This is a genomic window from Plantibacter sp. RU18 (assembly GCF_050613355.1).
In the GTDB taxonomy this organism is placed as follows: domain Bacteria; phylum Actinomycetota; class Actinomycetes; order Actinomycetales; family Microbacteriaceae; genus Plantibacter.
Genome location: NZ_CP159618.1, coordinates 3,478,261 through 3,498,428 on the forward strand (window position 1 = coordinate 3,478,261; position 20,168 = coordinate 3,498,428).

The window sequence follows — 20,168 nt, forward strand, 5'->3', positions numbered from 1 at the left end:
CGGGTGCCGTCTGGCTCAGCTCACGATCGCCGTCCGCGGCGAACCGAACCGCGGTGCACCAGCAGCAGGAGGGATCCGACGCCGAGCAGGGCGGCCACGGCCAGCGTGCTCGCGAACACGTTGTCGGAACCGGTCCGCGCCAAGGTGCGGTCGAACGTGTTCGGAGCAGCCGCGCCCTGTCCGGGAGTGAGTGATCCGAGGTCGACGGAGCCGCCTGGTGTTCCCGTACCGCCACCTGCGCCCGGTTCTTGGCCGATGAACGCCGCGTTGCGGACGGTGTAGTCCCAGCGATCGCCGCCCGCGGGGAGGTCGGCACTGACATTCGGCATCTCGAAGTAGCGCGCGCCGTCGAACACGATGATCGAACCCTCCGTATGCACCATCGCAGGCGTCGCTTCAAGCCAGCCGCTGTGGTGTGCGGGGATCGGGATCACATAGGTGCTGACGGTGGACGTCGACTTCGCCGTCGACTTGCTCCAGCTCGCCTTGATGCTTCCGGTGACCTTGCCCCAGACGAACGTATCGTACTCGAACCCGAAGGCGTACTCCATACCGCCGGTGACGGTGATTGTTTCCGATGAACCGATCGCATAGGTGGAACTGGTCGCGACATCCGTCGCGTTGTTGTACCTCGCCGAGACCTCCCGGCCCTTGCCCCAGGTGTCTGTGACCGTTGCGAGGGCATAGCTGCAGTTCACGGCGTCTCCCGTGCAATGCGCGCTGAGCAGGGCCTTCTGCTGGAGCGGGTTGGTGACGATGGTCGTCTGGCGCCGCACGACTTCGAAGGTGAACTCGTGGTGGCCGTTCCAGTCGATGGTCCGGTCGGGGAAGCTCCGGCAATCGAACGCTGCTGCGGCCTCCGCCGTCTGCGCCGCGAGCGGGAGGCTCGAGGCGCGAGGATCACCGTCGTAGACCTTGCACGAGCTGTGTGGAGTGAATTTTCCTCCGCGGACGGTCTGGATGGAACCGGCGACGTAGAACTGCGACGGTGTACCGTTTTCCGCTATCCGGTAGATGAACACACCCGTCGCGGCGTTCTTCGTTCCCACAGGATCGTCACCTTGTCGGAGCACGACGTTGAACGACGTCGATGAGTTCGCGGGCACCTCGGCGGTACCGTCCTTGTGGTACGGCACCTCGGACTCGAAGGTTCCCGTCAGCAGCGAGACCTTGCCGACGGTCTTGACGATCCCGGTGGCCTCCGCGTCGCGGTTCATCGAGATGTTGAAGGTCACCTTCCCGTTCGGGAACGTCTGATGGTAGTCGGGCGTACACACGAACTGGGTGGCATACTCGCCCCCGGCATCCGGATCGCCGTTGGAGACGCCGCATTCCGCCCAGACGGAGCCGCGGGACTCGTACACGTGAGCGGAGACCCAGAACGTGGAGGCCTCGTCGAGCTGCTGGTCGATGCGGTAAGCCGTGGTGAGGTCGAGACCCTTCGATTCCGGTCCGTTGAACTGACCGGTCACGTTGTAGACGTCTGTCGCCGCGCCGGTGACAGTGCTGGGCACCGCGGAGGCCGTGCCCCTGGTCGTGTTGCGCACACGGCCATCGGCGAGCGAGAGTCGGTCGAGGTTGAAGCTCACGTAGATCCGCCCCTGACGCTCCTCCCCCGCCTCGACGTCAGAGGGATCGGGTTCGTCCGCTGCGGGTTCGTCCGCTGCCGGCTCCTCCTCCGCCGGCTCCTCGTCCGCAGCGCTCGGCACCGCAGCGGGGGACTCGGGTTCCTCCGCTACGGCGCTCGGCCCAGCGTCAGGCAGCACAGGGCCGGTCGCTCCGGCCGCCTCCGCCGGCTCGGCCGCGGGAGTCGTCGGCTCGGCAGGCACCGTGGCCTCGTCGCTCGGCGATTCGGTCGTCGCCGGATCGAGGCCTGCAGCCGTTGCCGCACCCCCACCACTCAGGATGAGCGTGCCAACCATCGCCGCCACCCCCACCGCCGTCACGAGCTTCTTCAACATGTCCTACCCCTGTTCGGTGCGACCACTCCCGGAGCCCCGCGTATCGGGGCTCGTTCGCGACTCGCGAAGACGAGGAGGTCGTCTCACTCATGCTCGGGGGTCCGTGGCGGCCGGACCATGGGCCTACGTCGCCTATCGGGGTGACGTACGTGCGTCGGGCACTGCGACCGAATCGTGGAGGCAATGGACCCAGGTCCATTGCCAAAACCGACATCCGCCGCCAAGGTGGAACCTGATCGCGTCCACCCGCTCGCCGTTCGAGAAGGACTCCCGTGTCCTCGCACCCCATCGCATCGCCACTCACCCATCCGACTCCCAGGCGCCTGCAGGGCGGTCGCGTCGGCTCGCTCGAACTCGCGCTGCTCTACATCGCCGTCCTCGCGCTGCTGATCGGCATCATCGACATCGGTCTGGGGGCCGGTCCGACCGGCAGACTTCCCGAGACGCTGCAGTTCGTCAGCCTGTTCTGGATCTGGGTCGCGGCAGGTGTCTGCGCATGGTGGAGACGGCCGACGAACGGGATCGGCGGGCTCCTCCTCATCGGCGCGCTCACGATGCTCCTCGCCAGCATCGGCTTCATCGGAGTCTCGTCTCTGGACGTGGTGTACGCGGTATTCGCGAGCACGCCCCTCGCCATCGCGGTGCACCTGCTGCTCGCGTTCCCCTCTGGTCGAGTTCGAGGTCGGTTCTCGATCATGACTGTCGTGCTCGGTTGGATCACCTGCATCGGGTTCGACTCCGTCCGCGCGTTGGCGAGTGGAACCGTGGCGTTCGAGGTCCTGTCCTTCGGTCAGAGTGCGCTCGGGCTGTCTGTCATGATCATGACGGCCATCGTGCTCGTGAGGCGACTCAGGGTTGCGGATGCCGAGCACCGACGAGTGCTGCTGCCGCTCTTCACCTACGGCATCGTCGCCGTGCTCGCACTGCCGATGATCCCGAACACGCTGCTGCCGATGGGAGTCGACCTGAGCGTGGTCATCTCACTGCAGGCGGTACTCCTGGCGGGTCTCCCTATCGCCTTCCTCCTCGGGGTGCTCCGCGGCGGGTTCACCCGGACGACCCCGCTGGAGGCGCTCAGCGAATGGTTGGCGATCCGAGGAGCCAGCCGCCCTGCCGTCGCCCAGGCGCTCGCGACGACCCTCGGCGACAGCACCCTCCGCGTCGTGTACTGGGACGCATCGCTGGATCGGTTCATCGACGAGGACGGCATCGAGGTTCAACGGGACCTCGAGGATACCGACCGAGGCTGGCTACAGGTGGTGGTGGACGACGAGCTCGTCGGCGCAGTCGAATACGACGTGAGGATGATCGCCGAGCCGTCGCCCGTGCGCCGCGCCGCCGGAGTGCTCGCCATCGCGCTCGACCGGGAGCGGCTGACGACGCAGCTGCTCACGAGCAATGAGGCGTTGCTGCTTTCGCGCATCCGGATCGTCGAAGCGGCGGACCGCGAGCGGTTCCGCATCGCGCGTGACCTGCACGACGGCCTGCAGATGCAGCTCGTGCTGCTCGGGATCGAAGCGCAGAGCATCGCGTACTCCACCGGCGGATCAGCCGTGACCGGTCCTCTCGAAGAGCTCCGACTGGGCATCGACCGGGCTGCAGCTGACCTCCGACGCCTCGTGCACGACGTGCTGCCTGCCGCCCTACTGGAGCAGGGCCTCGTCGCAGCGACGGAGGATCTCGTCGACCGCCTGGCCGTGTCCGCAACACTCCATGCCGACCTCGACGAGACGACGATCGCCACATCGACCGTGCACACGGCGTACTTCATCGTCGCCGAGGCGCTGTCGAACACCGTCAAGCACGCGCGCGCGACAAAGGTGCGCGTGACGATGACCCAGCGAGAGGACCTGCTGGTCCTCGAGGTCGAAGACGACGGCATCGGCGGGGCACGCATCGGCGCAGGGATCGGCCTCCGCGGCCTCGCCGATCGGGTGGACGCGCTCAAGGGGACCATCGCCATCCGGTCCGAGCACGGCCGCGGGACCACTGTGAGAGTCGAGCTGCCATGCGCGTCGTGATCGGAGAAGACGAAGTGTTGCTGCGCGAAGGAATCGCGCACATCCTCGCGATCGACGGCTTCGAGGTGGTCGCCAGTGTCAGCGATGCGGTGCAGCTCGAACGCGAAGTTGCGCGCCACTCGCCGGAGCTCGTCGTGACCGACATCCGGATGCCACCGAGCTACACCGACGAGGGGCTCGTGGCCGCACTGCGGATCCGTCGTACCCATCCCGGCATCGGCGTGGTCGTCGTGTCGCAACACGTACAGCGTCGCTACGCTCTCGAACTCCTCGAAGGAGAAGGGACTGGCGGATTCGGGTACCTGCTCAAGCAACGGATCACCGATGTGCGCACGTTCACCGCGGACATCCGCCGCGTCGCGGCCGACGGGACCGCGCTCAATCCCGAGGTGGTGTCGGTGCTGGTCGCTCGGGCGAGTCGCGGCACCTCGGCGGTCGGTCGCCTCACCCCGCGTCAGGTCGAAGTGCTCGGGCTGATGGCAGAGGGACGCAGCAATGCCGCGATCGCCGCGCGGCTGGTGCTCAGCGAGAAGGCGGTCGTCCAGCACGCCTCGAACATCTACGACGCACTCGAGCTGCCCGTGGACGCTGACGACCACCGTCGGGTGCTCGCCGTCGTCCGCCACCTGCAGGCAGCGGTTCCACCAGCGCGCTGAGCCTCACTCGGCGTACAGCATGTCGATCAGGAGCTTGGCGAGTCGTGCTGCTGGCGGGCTGCCGTCTGCGGCGGGCGCGAGGGTCGTCCACACGACCACCGTCACCTCGGTCTCGGGGTCGTAACCCATGAACGAGTTGTACCCCGGGAGTGAACCGATGTGCCCGAAGAAGGAGCCCATCCCCGCGATCCCCCACCCGTACGCGCCACCGTCCTCGGTCGCCTGCAGACTGGCGATCCGGTCCTCCTGCATGTCGTCGCTCAGCAGCCCTCCGCCGCCGAGGGCCTCGACCCAGGTCGCCAGATCTGCTGCGGTGGAGATGCCCATGCCCGCCGCCGACGTCCACGACGCGTTGTCGTTGGTGTGGTCGGTCGGGAGCAGTTCGCCCGAAGCCGCCGCCGCGAGGTCCTCCTCGGAGAGGGACGGCTCGGTCATCGTGTCCACGTTGTTCGAGAACATGTACCCGTGCGAGTAGGGCTCCGGGATCGACGTGTCCGTCAACGCGGGGTAGGACGTCTCGGTGAGGCCGAGTGGTTCGAACAGCCGCTCCTCGAAGATCTCGCCCAGCGGCTTGTCCTCGAGATCTTCGGCGATCAGGCCGAGCAGGACCGTGTTCGTGTTCGAATACATGTACCCCTCGCCTGGAGCGAAGTAGGGCGGCTCGGCGAGGCCGAGACGCACGAGCTCCTCCGGATCCCACACGCGCTCCGGCGTCACGTCCAGCGCGGTGTTCAGCTCGAGCGTCGTCGTGTAGTTGTGCAGTCCGCTCCGCATGGTCAGCAGCTGCTCGATCGTGATGTCGTCGCCGTTGGGTACGTCCGGACGATACGCCGACACCGGGTCGTCGAGGGCGATCACGCCGTCCTCGACGAGCTGCAGGATGACGGTGCCCGTCCAGGTCTTGGTGTTCGAACCGATCCGGATGTGGTCGCCCATCGTCACCGGTGTCGAACCGGCCCACTCGGTGACCCCGTACGCGAGCTCGACATCACCCTGAGGGGTGCGGATCAGCATCACCGCGCCCGGGACGAGCATGTCGGCGGCGGACTGCTCGAAAGCGGCCGTGAGCTGGCGCGCATCCAGGGTCACGGCCGGAGGCCTCTCCGCGGTGGCGCGGCCCGCCGCTGGTGTGGTGCCCGCGCAGCCAGCGAGCGTGAGCGTGGTGGCGACGACGAGAACCGCCGTGGTCGACAGACGTCGCGATGCGGCTCTCGCGGCTGCAGATGGGATGTTCGTCAAACCGACCATGTCAGCTCCTTCGTCGTCGCGGGCACCGGAATCCTGCTCAGCCGCGCGGGGTCCGTCCCAGTCTCACGACCGCTACGTCCCGCGACAATGGACGCAGGTCCCGTCTCGCATGCGACCACGCAGAATCACACCAGCTGCCTCCGCGCCTGGGCGGCAAAGGCCCCGTCATGCGACATCAGCTGGTCGAAGCTCCCCCACTCGACGATGCGCCCCCGCTCGAGGTAGTAGATGCAGTCGGCATCCATCACGGTACTCAGGCGGTGCGCGATCACGATCCTGGTCACGGAGAGCGCAGCCAGGCTCTCGGCCACGATCGCCTGTGTCACGTTGTCGAGGGCACTCGTGGCTTCGTCGAACAGCAGGATGCGGGGCTCACCAGCGAGTGCACGGGCGATGAGCAGTCGCTGGCGTTGTCCTCCCGACAGCGTCGACCCACCCTCGGTGATCGCGGTATGCATGCCCATCGGCATCGAGCGCACGTCGTCGGCGAACCCGGCCCGCTCCGCAGCTCGCCAGGCGGCATCGATCGTGAGGCCGACGGCATCTCCGAGGATGTTCGTCAGGATGGATCCAGGCAGCGGTTCGACCGTCTGCAGCACGACGCCGAACTGGCGCCGCACGGCACGAAGATCGAGCCCGGCGAGGTCTTGGTCGTCGAGATACACACCACCCTCCTCCGGCGTTTCGAACCCGAGCAGGAGACGCCCGAGAGTCGACTTGCCCGAACCGGAGGGTCCGACGAGCGCGACCGAGCTCCCGGCGGGATGTCGATCGACACGTCGTCGAGCACCGCCGGCCCGTCCTGCTCGTAGCGGAAGGTGACGCCGCTGAACTGCACTCCACCGTGAAGCTCACCCGGCTCGGCTTTGGAGGCGTCGTCTTCGGGGAGTTCGTCGAGCACCGGCAGTACACGCTTCATGCCTGGCGCAGCCTGCACCAGCTGCGTGACGATGGCTGTGATGGAGAGCACGGCACCGATCACCTGGCCGAACGCCGCGTTGATCGCCAGGAACTCGCCCGGTCCGGCGATCGGCGGATCGCTCAGTCCGACTGCGGCGAAGATCACGAGGGATGCCACGACGGGAAAGGTGGCGACGGTGACGGTCATGGCGTTCTGGGCACGGCGAACGTCGTTCTGTGCGGCGCGGCGCACACGGAAACGCTCGGCCCAGCGCTCGAACGCCTGCTCATGAGCCCCAGCCACGCGCAGCTTGCTGATGCCGGAGACGAACTCGACCACGAGTCCGCTCAGCTGCCCCGCCGTCTCCTCCACCGCCCTCGAACGCCGCAGCTGTGCCCTGCTCGAGATGACGACGACCACTGCGAGGACTGCGAGCAACACCGTCGCGATCGCTCCGAACGTCACGCTGTAGAACCAGATGAGCGCAAGGCTCAGCACGGTGGTCGCGACGCCGAGGAGTGCGACAACGGCACCACCGCCGACGAGCTGCACCATGGTCTCCACAGATTGCACCCGCACCGCGAGGTCACCGGAGGAGTATCGGCGGAAGAACGTCGTCGGAAGCGAGAGCAGCCGGTTCCACACCGCCGCCACCAGATACGTGCTGACCCGTCCCTGCACCCGCAGCACAGCGATCGCTGTCGCGAGCTGCAGTAAGGCCCCCGCCGCGGCGGCCACGACCAGCGCGAGCGCGAGCTGAGCGAGATCCGGCAGGTCGGCCTCCGGAATGACAGTGCCCACGATCCTGCCGGTCACGATCGGAACGGCGAGAGCAACCACGGCCGCCCCGAGGGCGAACACGACGAAGCGGGCGATGTCGCGACGCGAGTCGAGCAGGGCGTCCCGCAGCAGCGCCGAGACCGTCCGCGTCCCCTCGGGCAGTGAGCGATACACGACCACAGCATCCTCGGCGATGGTTGCTGCCACCGTCTCGTCGACGAGCACACGCGAGCGCGTCAGTGGATCGATCAGTTCGTACCGGGTCAGGCCGCGTGGCACCAGCGCGACGGGTGCGCCACCGTCGACCAGACTCGCGAGCAGAGGCCCGGTGGCGTGCATCCACCATCCGTCGCTCAGCCGCACGGTCCTGGTCCGCACCCGCGCGGCGCGCGCAAGCGTCGAGACCCGATCCGCGACGCCGACGTCCGACGGCAGTGGTGTGAACGTCACCCCGATGGAGCGCGCGAGCACGGTGAACGCCGCGTCGAGCGGGTCATCCGCCGTGGGCCCGACCCTGATGGGATCCGATCGACCGACGAGGGAGCGGAGCCCCTCGAGTCCATTCGCCATCGCCCTCGCCCGGCGCACCCGCTGCCCGCGCACGCGCGTCGAGCCGTCGACGGCGACTGCGTCCCAGCGGGCCCGGATCGACTCGTGCAGGCGGTCGAGGGCGCCACCCTCCATCCGCACTCGATCACCGAGTGCTTCGACGATCCCCTCGATCCACGCGTCGCGTTCGCCGGGTTCCGGTGCGCTCACCTCCCGCACGACGGTGCCTGCCGACCCGACAGCCAGCACGCGGATCCCGGGCGCATCCGGCCCCGAGACGCCGTGGACACGTTCGCCCGCACCGACAGTCGCGAGATGGATCCGAGGAAGGAACGTCTCGGGATCGGCGGTGGCGAACACCTCGAGCGCACCGCCCACGACTGTCCAGGACGTGTCAACGCCTGACAGCAGCAGCGGCCGGTTCGCCCTGACCGACGTCTCGTCCGCGGACTCGTCGCCGCTCACCGGACACCGCCGTCGGCTGCGAAGAGGCGAGTGTACGCACCACCGCTGCCGATCATCTCGTCGTGGGTCCCGCGCTCGACGATACGACCGCGGTCGAGGACGATGATCTCGTCGCAGTCGCGGATGGTGCTGACGGGCACGTCATACAGGCGGCCCGGTGCGAAACGGGACCAGAACGGCCGGAGCCCTGGCACCATCACCCGTGCGACCGGAAGACCGATGTCGGGTCGGGTCTGATCGAGGACGAGCATGGACAGCCCCGCGCGTTCGACCCGTTCTCGGCAGAGGCTCACGTCGTCGGCGAGGTCTGCGCCGACGAGACTCGGATGGTCCTCGAGCCGCCACGACGGTTCATCGAGGGCCGGCACGAAATGCGGCTGGTTCTCGATCGTGGCCGAACGCAACCACGCCACCAGCTCCTCATCGACATCCATGAACGCCGGATCAGCGAGGTGCTCGTCCGTCGTCGACATCTGCCCGATCTCGCCGAGCGCTCGCGCGATCGCGATCCGCGGGTCGAGGTGGGCCCCGAAACCCATGAGCAGCGACTCGGGCGACCCGACGGTGCGGCGTGCGAAGGCCGCGAACGTCGGGATGCCCAGATCGGTGGTGACGTCGATCGCCCACACCTCGCGCCCCTTCGAGGCGTACTCCTGCACCAGGTCGTCGATCCATGGGTCCGCGAAGCTCCCGAGGTCCACGGCGGGGCGGCGGACGCGGTTGTACCACCACATCGCGACACCGTCGCGTTCGACGAGTTCGAGGAACCCCTGCAGAACCGCTTCGGTGAGCGTGTTCCCCGCGGCGCATCCGTTGGAGTCCGACAAGGTCCCCGACTCCCTCGCCCCCGCCGAGCCGTAGTAGCAGAGGGCTGTGGGAAGCAGCACCTCGCGGTCTTCGGTGAGCGACCAGACCGCTGTCCAATCGAGGACCGCGTCTTCGTCGAAGCGGGCCGGCACACGGTTGAACCAGCCCGCTTGAGCATCATCGTCTCGTGCGTCGTCGAGTTGATCGTCGCTGAAGAGCATGAGGCGATTGGGATGCAGGGCGCGAGCGCCGAGCCCGCGCAGACTTCCGCGCACCACCGGCTCCTCACCGTGGCGCGCCGACGAGTACCGCTCGAGCGCTTCGGCGAGCGCACCGGTGCGCGCCTGCTCGCTCGTGGCGCCCTTCCCTGCCGACCTCGCCCGGACGCTGAGCTCGAGGTTGAGGAGGTCTTCGGGGTCGAGGCCGAGGTTCGCGCCCGACGACCAGACGTGAACGCCGTCATAGCCCGTCGGCCGCTCCTCGAGTTCGGCGACCGCACCGGAGATGGCGCTGACATGGTGCCGAAACCGGCGGTAGGTCTCCTCCGGCCGTGCCGTCCGCAGACCGCCCCTGTCGTCGGCGTAGGCGCGCTCAGGCCTCAACTGCACCCGTGCATTCCGCGTCGCCGTCGGGTCGCCGCACGCTGGGCACTGCGGTCGGCGCACGACGACGTGGTGGGAGACATCCCAGTCGGAGAGCGCCACGCGGAGGATGTGGGACGAACCAGGAGGGGCGTCCTCCGCCGGTGCGGGAATCAGGCCCCGCAGCACCTTCGCCACTTCGAGCGCCGCGATGCGCCCGATCAGCCCCGCCGACCGACCGGTGGAGAGCATCGGGACGGTGAGCGCGGAGCCATCGGTCTCGGCGAGCGCCAAATGGATCCGTCGTCGCGTGCGGCGCCGGTTCATCAAGCACTCCCAGCACGCCGTCACCCCCGGTCGAAAGAACGGGCCGACCCAGACGTCGCGCGCATCTGGACGCACGAGGAACCAGGCCACTCCCGCGTCCAGACTCGACCGGTTGATCTGTTCGAGCACGGGGTCGGTGTAGTCCGCGGCGACGACGAGCCGCAGATCGGCGCCGTCGGCGAGGAACGAGGAGAGTTCACGCGACACGTGCACGGAGTCGGCATCGTCCCGAAGACCGTCGGCGATGACGTCGAGGACGTCTCGGGGCACGCCAGCAGTTGCGAACACGGCGATCGTCCGATGCCTGACCGGTTGCGCGGCACTGCCGAGTTCCGCCCAGAACGCCTGCTCCAGGCTGGCGGCAGGGTCGGAGGATGGTGCGATCACCCCGCGCTTGTACAACTGGTGGATCGAGAAGAGCACACGTTCGGGCGCGTGTGCGCCGTCGAGCGTCTCGACGATCTCATCCGACGTCCGGGTGCCGTCGACCAGTTCGATGACCGATTTGAGCACCGCGCCTCGCAGGAGCGACGAGTCCTCACCCTGCAGCACGACGATGCCGGCCCCGTCGAGGACGCGCACCACGACCCGGGGGTCGATCGCCCAGGGTGATGCTTCGGTCGACGTGGCGGGCGCCGAGGATGCCGCGACGCGCATGGTCGTCATCCGATCTCCGTTCGAGCAGGCGATGGGACGGATCGATCGCCGTGCAGGACACGCTGAAGCGCATCACGACACGGCGATCGCGCCACCCGGGTGATACGGCTACTTACCGAGTGGCTTGTAGTCCTCGGGGCGGGACAACGTCGGGTACCAGAATCCACCGGCGACCGAATCGAGCGCCTCATCGGAGAGCTCGCTCGGACGAGCGGGCAGCGTGATGTTGATCAGGTCCGCGGTGTCTTCGTTGACCACGACGCGCTTGCCTGCCGGCAGCTCGACGCCCTCGCCTGCAAAGGCTGCTGTCGGGTCGGCGAGCAGCTGAGCGCGGAAGGCGTCGTCGCCCCACGCCTTCGCGATGATCTGGGCGTATGCGTTCTGTTCGGACATGAGAACCTCGTGTTCTGTCGAGTCGGTGTCCGAGTGAGGACGTCCCCCGCTCGGTGACCTCAACGATCCCGGTTCCGTGCGGTCACGACCATGGACCTAACTCCCCTGTCTCGTCGACCCCGAGCACTGCCGTGCGATGACCGTTCCGACAGGGTCGGCAGCCCTGTAACGGGGGACCTGTGTCCCTGGCGGGCAGTGCCGACACCCGCCGACCATTGAGCGAGAGTCCGCAGCACTCGCACGGCTCCTGACGAGAGGACCGAACGGTGCCCGACAAGAAAGACGAACCGGACGAACGGAGTGATGCCGCGCCGGACGGCCTCACCGACGCGCAGCTCGACGAGGTGGTCGGCGCAGGTGGTGACGAGGCCGAACAGACGCGCGATGCACGGTTGCCGAAGTCCTATCCGCCGTGGCCGGGGTCAGGCTGAGCCGCCGGACCCCCGACCTCCGCACAGGCCGATGGCCCCGGGATCCATCCCGAGGCCATCGTCACGCGTCGGTCCGGCTCACGCCACGCAGGACTTCAGCCCGTACACCGACGCGGCCGACCCGACGTAGGCGATCACGCCGGTGCCAGCGGTCTGGACGATGCCGTAAGCCGAGGCACCAGTGCCGACGATGGCCACGACGCAGTCCATGTCGATGGCGTTCGAGGGTACGCGCGCGTGCGCGGACCCGCGGGGAGCGCCTCCGACACCGCCGCACCAGGGCAGTGGAACGCCCCGGCGGCAGGCCCGAACATGCCGGTATATCTTCCTGTGGCGCGGATATCCTGCTGCGGCGGAAACAGAAAAGCCCCGCTCAGCGGGGCTTTTCATGGCGGTACCGGTGGGATTTGAACCCACGGTGCTCTTTCAAGCACACAACTTTTCGAGAGTTGCACCTTCGGCCGCTCGGACACGGTACCGGGATCGAGTGTAATCGGAATTCGAGTGCGACGCGAATTGGCCGATCCGGCTTCTCCACAGGCCGGACGCGAAGGCCTCGGGTGTCGGATGCCGCGCATAGGCTTGCCGCATGGCCAAGGCACCCTCCCCCGCTTTCCGCTGCACCGAGTGCGGCTGGACGACGGCGAAATGGGCCGGTCGGTGCGGCGAGTGCCAGCAGTGGGGGACGGTCGTCGAGGCCACGGCTCCCACGGGTGTCCTCGGCAAGCTGACCCCGATCCGCGCGTCCGACGACCGCGCAGCCCGGCCGATCACGCAGGCGCAGGCGAAGGAGACACCCCGCTGGTCGAGCGGTATCGCCGAGTTCGACCGTGTACTCGGCGGTGGCATCGTGCCGGGGGCGGCCATCCTCCTGTCCGGCGAGCCGGGCGTCGGCAAGTCCACGTTGCTGCTCGAGGTCGCGTCGCGCGCTGCGCAGACCGGCGCGCGCGTCCTCTACGTCAGCGCTGAGGAGTCCGTCGGCCAGGTGCGGCTCCGCGCAGAACGCACCGGTGCGCTCCACGACGACCTCTTCCTCGCCTCCGAGACGGACCTGGCGACGATCCTCGGCCACATCGACCAGGTCTCCCCACAGCTCCTCATCGTCGACTCCGTCCAGACGGTCTCCTCATCGCAGTCCGACGGTCTCGCGGGCCAGCCCGGTCAGGTCCGTGAGGTCTCGGCCGTCCTCACCCGCATCGCCAAGGAGCGCGACCTCCCCATCCTGCTCGTCGGGCACGTCACGAAGGACGGCTCCATCGCCGGCCCGCGGCTACTCGAGCACCTCGTCGACGTCGTGTGCCACTTCGAAGGCGACCGCTACACGGCGCTCAGGTTCCTGCGAGCCCTGAAGAACCGTTTCGGTGCGACCGACGAGGTCGGCTGCTTCGAGATGGCCGGCGACGGCATCGTCGAGGTTCCAGACCCGAGCGCCCTCTTCTTGAGCAAGAACGGCAGTGTCGCCGGTACTTGCGTCACCATCGTGATGGAGGGACGCAGGGCGCTTCCCGTCGAAGTCCAGGCGCTCATCGCCAAGAGTTCGACGCCGAACCCCCGCCGCGTCACCAATGGGGTCGACGCCGCCCGGGTCGCCATGATCCTCGCCGTACTCCACGGGCGCTACAAGTACGACCTCAGCGACTACGAGGTCTACGTCTCGACGGTCGGGGGCGTGAAGATCTCCGAACCGGCCGCAGACCTGGCGATCGCGCTCGCCATCGTCTCCGTCATCCGCGACCTCCCGATCCCCAACGATCTCGCCGCATACGGCGAGATCAGCCTGGGCGGCGAGGTGCGCCCCGTCAGTGTGTCGAAGCAACGGACGTCTGAGGCGACGCGCCTCGGGTACAAGACACTGCTGCATTCGGACGTGAGCTCCGAACTGAAGACCATGCTCGGCATCGCGAAGTCGGCAGCGGATGCCGCGCGACCGGCTCAGCGCGAGCGGGAACTCGACGCGGCGTTCTGAACCGCGTTCGACCGCGCGCTATTCCGCGGTGGGCGCCTCGGCCGCGGGCGCTTCGAGTTCCAGCACCCGCAGCAGTTCTTCCGGAGCGGCCTGCAGCGAGTTCGGCCCGGCGACGTCGAACAGCACGGTCTCGATGTCGTCGCCGTAGGTGCGCAGGAAGCTCGCGAGCCACGTGCCGTCGTGGAGACCGACGTACGGAGGCAACGCGGCAGGCTTGTTCTTCGCGTCGGAGAACAGCAGGAGGGCGAGGCGCGCGGTCTCCGGCTGGCGGAACATCCAGACCTCGCCCGTCTCAGTCGGTTTGTCCGGGTTGCCCGGCCTCATGAGCGGGACGACGAACCGCCCGTTCCGCAGCGCGTACGCCACGGCGACCATGTCGCCTGAGGCGAGGGCATCCGCCAGGGCCTGGGATCGGAACTCGGGACGCTTCTGCTTCGCCATGTCCCTATTCTCGCAGCAGCCTTCACCCCTCCGCGTGCGCACAACTCCTGCTCAGCGCGCACGCACCGAATCAGACGGTCCGCATTCAGCCGAATCGCCCCGGCAGACCCGGAGCCAGCAGGAGTTCCGCACAGGGACGAACGGCGAACGGATCAGTTGAGGAGGAACTGCGCGCTGTCGGCGGACGCGAAGCCACCGATCGAGGTGTTCAGGTGATACGAGGCGCCGCCCGCGGGAACCGGGTCGCGCGGCACGTCGCAGGTGTCCGTCGACGACCTCGTCCGGTCCCAGGTGATCGGCGGGTTCGATGAGACCGTCTTCCCCGGTTCGAGCAGCACCTGCTGGTCGCTCGGAGCGGTCTGGCAATCGGTGGACGTCCAGTAGGGCTCGTCGCCGCTCGAGACGGTGAACACCTGCTGGCTCGTCCCGGCGTTCATCGTGCAGGCGGCCGTCCCGGTGTTCGTGAGGCTCAATGACAGCTGCGGCAGCTGGTCGGCGGCGAAGCTCGTGGCGTTGACGACGGCGTCCACCTGGACCTGGTCCGCAGTGCACGCGGCGGCGCTGCCGGGGTCGGACGTCGCAGCATCGTCGATCGGTGCGGTGGTCCCCTGCGGTGTCTCCACCGGTGTCGAGGTCGCACTCGGCGACGGGGAGGACCCAGCGGCGGCCGGCTCGCCCCCTGATCTCGAGGTGATCGACACGATGAGGACGATGACGAGGATGATGACGGCGAGCAGGGCGCCGAACACGATCAACCGACGACGCCGGTAGACGGAGGCCGGCAGCGGTCCGCGGGGATTCGTGGGGCTCGACATGGTCACAGATTAAGCGCCGAACCGCGAAAACGCCCGATGCCCCGCCGTCGGTACGGACCGTGGTCCGATCGATGGCGGGGCATCGGATGCCACCGCGCAGTTGCGAGCGCGGCAGCTGTCGCGCTACAGCTCCTGCTGTGCCGAGCGACGGCGAGCGATCATGAGCGCCAGACCGCCGATCAGCAGGAGAGCGGCGAGGGAGGCGTTACCCCATGGCTCCGCACCCGTCTTGCTGAGGCTACCGTCCTGCGTCCCTCCGGCGGTGCCTGAACCGGCACCCGTTCCGCCACCCGCACCGGGCTGGGTGCCCGGGTCCGTGCCGGGGTCGACCGGCGCCGCCTGCACCACGATGTCCTGCCAGCCGATGACGTTGCCGTCGGCGTCCTGGACCACGAGGCGGTGGGCCCCGACCGGCGCATCCTCAGGGACCGTCACCTGGACGTTGCCGTCCGCGTCGACCTGGATGAGGCCGTCGCTGATGAGGATCGGCTCGGAGTGCAGCCAGACGCTCACCCACGTACCCGCGTACTCCTTACCGACGTGGATCGTGGCGAGCTTGCCGATGATGAAATCGGTGATCGCCTTGATGAGGTCCTTCAGCGCCTGGATGAGCGCGGATTCCGGAGCAGGCGTCGGCGGAGTGACCACCGGCGGCGTCGCGACCGTAAGCGGGACCGTGAGGTTGGTCCCTGATTCGAGCGCGGTGAGGCCGATCGTCGCCGCTCCGTCCGGCGTTCCCGCTGGAACGGTGAAGGAAACGGTGGCTGCACCGGCCGCGACGGGAACCGTGCCGACCGGGGAACCGTTCAGCTCGATCGCGAGCGTCGTGTTCACCGGGCTACCGGTCGAGGTCAGATCGAGCTTGGCGACGTCGAACGTGACCGTCTCCCCCGCCTTGACCGCTGCCGTCGGGACGCCCGAGACCTGCACGCTGCGACGCTCGAAGTTCGGCGAGACCGGGCTCGAGCTCGTCAGGTACGAGATCCACGCGTCGCGGTCGACCAGACCGGAATCGCGCGTGCCCGTGCCGTTCAGGAACTCACGGAAGTTGTCGCCGCCCTGCAGCAGGAAGCTGAAGGAGCCGATCCGGTAGCTTGCCGCAGGATCGATGGCGGCACCGTTGATGGTGATGCTCGTGATGCGGTCGCCCTCGGCCCTCGTCGGGTCGAAGGTGTACTGCACGTTCGAGGACAGACCGAGCTGCAGGTAGGGACGAGACGGGACGGCGCCAGCTGCATCGCGCTGCCACTGCTGTTCGAGCACCTTCTTGAACTGCGCCCCGGTGAGCGAGGTCGTCCACAGGTTGTTCAGGAAGGGCAGCACCGCGTTCGCCTCGGCGTAGGTGATGTCACCGGCCAGGATCTCCTCGCGCATGCCGCCCGGGTTGACGATGCCGATGTCGGCCCCGCCACGGTCGGCGCTGGACAGGGAGGCACGGAGCGAGTCGGCGACCAGGCCGCCGAGCGTCGACTCGGCGCCACGGTCGTCCTTCACGCCGTTGTTGAACGCACGCGTGATGTCGGCCGTCGCCGAACCGATCTTCTCGTTGCCGATCTCGGCTGCCTTCGCGAGTGCCGCATCGGTGATCGCCTTGACCGTCGCCACCGCGGGGAACTGCGTGACGAGGTCTGCTTCGGCGACGCTCGTGCGAGCGACGTTCTTCGCCGTGTAGGCCGTCACATCACCGGACGCCCGGTCGACCGTCAGCGTGATCTGGCCGATGAACTCGCCGTAGCTACCGGTCTGGAGCACCGGACGCGTCTTGCCGCTGACACCGGGGATCGGTGCGTCCCACGCATACTGCTTGTGCGTGTGACCGGTGAAGATCGCATCGACCTCCGCGCTCGTCGTGGTGACGATCTCGGTGAAGGCGCTCTCCCCGGCGAGTTCCTGTTCGAGGGTCGCGCCGTCCGGAGTACCGGCACCTGCACCCTCGTGGTATTCGGCGACGATGACGTCGGCCTCACCGTTGGAGTCGTCCCCGTCGGTGAGCTGCGCCGCGACGCGGTTGACGGCCTCGACCGGGTCTCCGAAGTCGAGGTCGACGATGCCGGCTGGTGACACGAGCGTCGGCGTCTCCTGCGTGATGGCACCGATGATGGCGACCTTCACCCCGTCGACCTCGATGATCGTGTACTCGTCGAGCGCCGGCGTCGTGGTGCCCTTCTGGTAGACGTTCGCGCCGAGGTATGGCCATGCCGCGTTGGCACCGTCCGCCATGACGCGGTTCACGAGGTCGTCGTAGCCCTGGTCGAACTCGTGGTTGCCGACGGCGGAAGCCGCGAGACCGAGCGCGTTCAGTACGTCGATCGTCGGCTGGTCCTGCTGCGACGCGGACGGGAACAGCGACGCACCGATGTTGTCGCCTGCGGAGATGAACGCCGTCTGGTCCGGGGCGAACATCGCCTTGAGCTGCTCGATGGTGCCGGCGAACTTCGTGGTGTTGGCATCGATCCGACCATGGAAGTCGTTGATGTTCAGCAGGTTGACGGTCGCGTTCTCAGCCGCGTCCGCGCTGATGCCGACGATCACGGGGTCGTGGTCGCTGGAGCGGAACATGTCGTCGACGTGGAAGTCGGTGACGTTCGCGTTGTAGCGCGAGTACTCCAGGGCGATCGACTCGACGGAGTTGATGTTCCACACGTCGGCGCCGGTGACGCTCTGGTCGGCATCGGCGGAGGCGAAGATGTGGTCGAGCGAGCCGACCGCACCACCGAACGCGTAGGTGTACTCGCCGGTCTTCGCGTCCTGGCTGAGGTAGCCGGCATCGCGGAGCACGTCCAGCGGGTCTTCGGCGTCGTAGGAGTTGAAGTCACCCACGAGGAAGACCTTCGTGGTGCCGATCTCCTTCGAGACCTTGTCCGCGAAAGCGACGAGGGCCGTCGCCTGACGCGTGCGGTCTCCTGTGAACGCTCCCTGGCCGGTGTCCGCGTTGTCGCCGGTGGCGGCCGATGACGTGCTCTTCGACTTGAAGTGGTTGGCGACGACGAGGAACGTCGCCGCGTCGTCCGCACCCTTGGGCTTGAAGCCTTGCGCGTCGGGCTCGCGAGCGTTGTCGAACGCCGGCGAGTCGAGCAGGATGTGCGACTCTCCGACGGTCTCGATCGCCGCGGGCTTGTAGATGAAGGCCGTCCGGATGACGTCCTCGTCGGCGGGCACCGCAGCGGGCGACGGCACGAACTTCCAGGTACCCTCACCGGCGGCGGCGTTGAGTGCCGCGGTCAGCGTCTCGAGGGCCACATCGCGGTCGAGACCGATCGACGCGGAGTTCTGGATCTCTTCGAGCGACACGACATCGGCATCGAGGGCGTTGATCGCGGAGACGATCTTCGCCTGCTGACGGGCGAGGCTCTCGGCCGTGGCGGCACCTCGCACGCCGCAACCGGACGCGTCGGAGTTGTTCACCGTGGTCTTGCCGCCCTGACGGTCGGTGTAGAAGGTGCACCCCGTGCGCGAGTCGCCCGTGGTGGCGAAGTAGTTGAGCACGTTGAAGGTCGCGAGCGACACATCGCCACCGACGTTGCGGGGCGAGGTCGTGCGCGTGTCCTCGAACGTCGCGGGCTGCACGCTCGACGCGTTGTCGCCGGTGAGCGGCTGGGTGGGCTGGAACTTCCAGTTGCTGTTGCGGAAGTCGAACACGACCGGGGCGGTGAAGTCGACGGCTGCCCCGATGCGGACCGGCGCGGTGGTGGAGAGGTACGGGAGCGCGATACCGGTGTTCTCGGCCTTCGAGAAGTCCGTGGTCGCACCGTCGTCGAGGACGACCTTCTCCGCCGCGACTCGCGCCTGGGCTGCGAGGAACTCAGCGGAACCCGGCTTGCCGAGGACCGTCGGAGTGACGAGCGGTGTCGCCGATGCCGTCAGGGCGATCTCGCCGTAACGGTTGGTGCTGTAGTTGTCCGTGACCGTGTAGTCGCCCGCAGGGGCGATGAGCATGCCCTCGAGGCGTTCGCGCTCCTCGTCATTGCTCGGGAACGCGACCGATGCGGCGGTCGGCGCTGCGATGCCGGCGGCGTCGAGCGCGGTGACTGCGGCGGCATCGGCGACCTTCAGCTGGGTGAGGCCGTAGTACTCGTCGACCACGCCGGTCACCTGGAGGTACTGGCCGACCGCCACGGAGCCGACCGTCGAGGGCGAGTAGACGAAGATGCCGTCCGACGCGAGGTGCGAGGCGGGATCGATCGCGCCGCCTGTGCCCTCGGTCTGCAGGTAGTAGCCGTTGAAGCCCCCGGTCGGGAAGCTCGCGGTGACGAAGCCCGTGGTCGTGACCGTCTGGCCGACCATCGTGCTCGCGGCGCCAGTGCCCTGGATCTCGGCGATCGTCGCGACACCGGGCTCGACCGGGTCCGTCGGTTCAGGGGTCGGTTCGGGGGTGGGCTCGGGATCGACCGGCGTCTCGCCCCCGCTGTTCTGCGGGGTGACCGAGTCACTCAGGGCGAAGTCGGCGGAGTTGACGTCGGTGTCGGTGAAGTTCGTCCGTGTGATCGATTTCGGCACGTTGTTGGCCGAGGGAGACGGCGCGACGGACGTCTCGAAGGTGTTGGAGGTGCCGTATCCCAGCAGGTCGACGACGGTGTTGTCGCCGACCGTCGAGCCGACGGGAAGGGTGACGGCTTCCGTGGACGCGACGAGCGCGAGCGTGCCGGTCGACCCCGACGGGTTGAAGGCGCCCGTCACATCGGGCGTGGGTAGCGGCTGCCCGTTGGAGCCGTTCGAGCTTCCGGAGACCAGGAGGTATCCGCCGGCCTCGATGGTGCCGGTCAGGGCGGTGACGCCTCCGAACGCTCCTGTGCTGGTGGCGGAGCGGTACTGGAGCGACCAGCCGCTGACGTCGACCGCGTCCGCGCCGGGGTTGTACAGCTCGACGAACTTGTTCAGGTAGGGCGCGTTCGCGCTCCCGCCCGAGAGGTAGGCCTCGTTGATGACGACGCCGGTGCCGTCGGTCGAGGCTGCTGCGGGCAGCGCCACCAACGGTGCGGCGACGAGCCCGGCAAGGGCGGCGAAGGCTGACAGCCTCCAGGTGCGTGTGAACGGCATGTGGCTCCGAATCCGGGGCTGTGCTCGCTACGGGCGCGCGGGAACGCACCCCCATTCGAGGCACAGGTGATGGGCAGTGCCTCACAAGCTAATGGAGATGCGTGACGGAAGACCACCGCGAATGTGAACGGG

General features: G+C 68.0%; 11 protein-coding genes, 1 tRNA gene and 2 pseudogenes. 4 read left to right on the top strand and 10 right to left on the bottom strand.

The annotated features are described in order from the left end of the window. Positions 1-20: 20 nt before the first annotated feature. Positions 21-1,961, bottom strand: a complete 1,941-nt coding sequence (locus ABMA10_RS16725; RefSeq protein WP_347867969.1) for a hypothetical protein — start codon at positions 1,959-1,961, stop codon at positions 21-23. Between the two features lie 272 nt (positions 1,962-2,233). Between ABMA10_RS16725 and ABMA10_RS16730 the strand changes: the two genes are divergently transcribed. Together ABMA10_RS16730 and ABMA10_RS16735 are read left to right on the top strand one after the other, a co-directional pair. Continuing rightward, the gene (locus ABMA10_RS16730; RefSeq protein ID WP_431030701.1) at positions 2,234-3,982 is read left to right on the top strand and encodes a sensor histidine kinase; all 1,749 of its coding nucleotides are present in this window, start codon (positions 2,234-2,236) and stop codon (positions 3,980-3,982) included. Beyond that, on the top strand, positions 3,970-4,638 hold the full coding sequence (locus ABMA10_RS16735; RefSeq protein WP_431030702.1) for a response regulator transcription factor: 669 nt from the start codon (positions 3,970-3,972) through the stop codon (positions 4,636-4,638). Before ABMA10_RS16730 ends, ABMA10_RS16735 begins: the two co-directional genes overlap by 13 nt. Positions 4,639-4,641: 3 nt before the next feature. On the opposite strand, the gene ABMA10_RS16740 is transcribed toward ABMA10_RS16735, so the two are convergent. The 5 genes and pseudogenes from ABMA10_RS16740 to ABMA10_RS16760 all read right to left on the bottom strand — a co-directional run bounded on the left by ABMA10_RS16740 (position 4,642) and on the right by ABMA10_RS16760 (position 11,346). Beyond that, complete coding sequence (locus tag ABMA10_RS16740) at positions 4,642-5,886, bottom strand: serine hydrolase domain-containing protein (RefSeq protein ID WP_347867972.1); 1,245 nt, start codon at positions 5,884-5,886, stop codon at positions 4,642-4,644. Positions 5,887-6,011: 125 nt separating this feature from the next. Continuing rightward, a pseudogene (locus ABMA10_RS16745) lies at positions 6,012-6,587 on the bottom strand (ATP-binding cassette domain-containing protein); the annotation flags it as partial. Between the two features lie 278 nt (positions 6,588-6,865). Continuing rightward, positions 6,866-8,251 (bottom strand): annotated as a pseudogene (locus tag ABMA10_RS16750) (ABC transporter transmembrane domain-containing protein); the annotation flags it as partial. 326 nt (positions 8,252-8,577) lie between these two features. After that, positions 8,578-10,962 (bottom strand): TOMM precursor leader peptide-binding protein, encoded by a 2,385-nt coding sequence (locus tag ABMA10_RS16755; RefSeq protein WP_431030703.1) that lies wholly within the window; start codon positions 10,960-10,962, stop codon positions 8,578-8,580. A gap of 99 nt (positions 10,963-11,061) precedes the next feature. After that, entirely contained in the window at positions 11,062-11,346 is a 285-nt protein-coding gene (locus ABMA10_RS16760; RefSeq protein ID WP_347867978.1) for an NHLP leader peptide family RiPP precursor, read from the bottom strand. Between the two features lie 266 nt (positions 11,347-11,612). Here ABMA10_RS16760 and ABMA10_RS16765 point away from each other — a divergent pair, with 266 nt between their 5' ends. Beyond that, the gene (locus ABMA10_RS16765; RefSeq protein WP_347867979.1) at positions 11,613-11,777 is read left to right on the top strand and encodes a hypothetical protein; all 165 of its coding nucleotides are present in this window, start codon (positions 11,613-11,615) and stop codon (positions 11,775-11,777) included. 389 nt (positions 11,778-12,166) lie between these two features. Here the strand turns inward: ABMA10_RS16765 and ABMA10_RS16770 are convergent. Further along, positions 12,167-12,256 (bottom strand) — tRNA-Ser (locus ABMA10_RS16770). A 110-nt stretch (positions 12,257-12,366) separates the two neighbouring features. Here ABMA10_RS16770 and radA point away from each other — a divergent pair. Next, the gene (gene radA, locus ABMA10_RS16775) at positions 12,367-13,743 is read left to right on the top strand and encodes a DNA repair protein RadA (RefSeq protein WP_431030704.1); all 1,377 of its coding nucleotides are present in this window, start codon (positions 12,367-12,369) and stop codon (positions 13,741-13,743) included. 18 nt (positions 13,744-13,761) lie between these two features. Here radA and ABMA10_RS16780 read toward each other — a convergent pair whose 3' ends face one another. From ABMA10_RS16780 to ABMA10_RS16790, 3 genes are all read right to left on the bottom strand, one after another. After that, positions 13,762-14,184, bottom strand: coding sequence for an SseB family protein (locus tag ABMA10_RS16780; protein WP_347867982.1), 423 nt, complete (start codon positions 14,182-14,184; stop codon positions 13,762-13,764). A 152-nt stretch (positions 14,185-14,336) separates the two neighbouring features. Continuing rightward, positions 14,337-14,999 carry a hypothetical protein gene (locus ABMA10_RS16785; protein WP_347867983.1) on the bottom strand — a complete coding sequence of 221 codons (663 nt, stop codon included), beginning with the start codon at positions 14,997-14,999 and terminating at the stop codon, positions 14,337-14,339. Positions 15,000-15,122: 123 nt separating this feature from the next. Beyond that, positions 15,123-20,036, bottom strand: coding sequence for an ExeM/NucH family extracellular endonuclease (locus tag ABMA10_RS16790; protein WP_431030705.1), 4,914 nt, complete (start codon positions 20,034-20,036; stop codon positions 15,123-15,125). Positions 20,037-20,168: the final 132 nt, after the last annotated feature.

Coding starts and splice junctions, on each gene's coding strand:
- ABMA10_RS16755 (WP_431030703.1), bottom strand. CDS start 10,962: ATGACGACCATGCGCGTCGCGGCATCCTCGGCGCCCGCCACGTCGACC.
- ABMA10_RS16760 (WP_347867978.1), bottom strand. CDS start 11,346: ATGTCCGAACAGAACGCATACGCCCAGATCATCGCGAAGGCGTGGGGC.
- ABMA10_RS16780 (WP_347867982.1), bottom strand. CDS start 14,184: ATGGCGAAGCAGAAGCGTCCCGAGTTCCGATCCCAGGCCCTGGCGGAT.
- ABMA10_RS16740 (WP_347867972.1), bottom strand. CDS start 5,886: ATGGTCGGTTTGACGAACATCCCATCTGCAGCCGCGAGAGCCGCATCG.
- radA (WP_431030704.1), top strand. CDS start 12,367: ATGGCCAAGGCACCCTCCCCCGCTTTCCGCTGCACCGAGTGCGGCTGG.
- ABMA10_RS16725 (WP_347867969.1), bottom strand. CDS start 1,961: ATGTTGAAGAAGCTCGTGACGGCGGTGGGGGTGGCGGCGATGGTTGGC.
- ABMA10_RS16735 (WP_431030702.1), top strand. CDS start 3,970: ATGCGCGTCGTGATCGGAGAAGACGAAGTGTTGCTGCGCGAAGGAATC.
- ABMA10_RS16785 (WP_347867983.1), bottom strand. CDS start 14,999: ATGTCGAGCCCCACGAATCCCCGCGGACCGCTGCCGGCCTCCGTCTAC.
- ABMA10_RS16790 (WP_431030705.1), bottom strand. CDS start 20,036: ATGCCGTTCACACGCACCTGGAGGCTGTCAGCCTTCGCCGCCCTTGCC.